The organism is Streptomyces lancefieldiae, assembly GCF_031845825.1.
Classification (GTDB): domain Bacteria; phylum Actinomycetota; class Actinomycetes; order Streptomycetales; family Streptomycetaceae; genus Streptomyces; species Streptomyces lancefieldiae.
Genome location: NZ_JAVRFH010000365.1, coordinates 1 through 425 on the forward strand (window position 1 = coordinate 1; position 425 = coordinate 425).

Here is a 425-nt window from a genome sequence, read left to right on the forward strand (position 1 = left end):
GGACGGGGATGTCACCGGCGTACGGTACCGGGGCGCCGACGGCGAGGAGCGCGAGCTGCGCGCCCGGCTCGTCGTCGGCGCCGACGGCCGCTACAGCAAAACCCGCGAACTCTCCGGCCTCGCCTACGACAAGCAGCCGCTGGAGCGGGACGTGGTCTGGCTCCGGATGCCCCGCCCGGACGGCTGGCAGCGCGCCTGCTACCGCATCCGGCTCCAGGGCTCCCGCCACGGGCTGTTCATCCCCACCTACCCCGACGACATCCGGATCGGCTTCAACATCCCCAAGGGCGGGCTGAAGGAGCTGCGCAAGGGCGGCATCGAACAACTGCACCGCCGTATCGACGAGATCGCGCCGGAACTCTCCCAGGGCTTGCGCGAGTCGGTCACCGGATGGTCGGGTACCACCGTGCTGGACATCTTCACCG

The 425-nt window shown here is 70.4% G+C and carries 1 protein-coding gene; it reads left to right on the top strand.

Annotation, left to right across the window (positions count from 1 at the left end):
* Positions 1–425 (top strand): FAD-dependent monooxygenase (locus RM812_RS42535; RefSeq protein ID WP_311586412.1); only part of this gene is annotated, 425 nt, incomplete at both ends.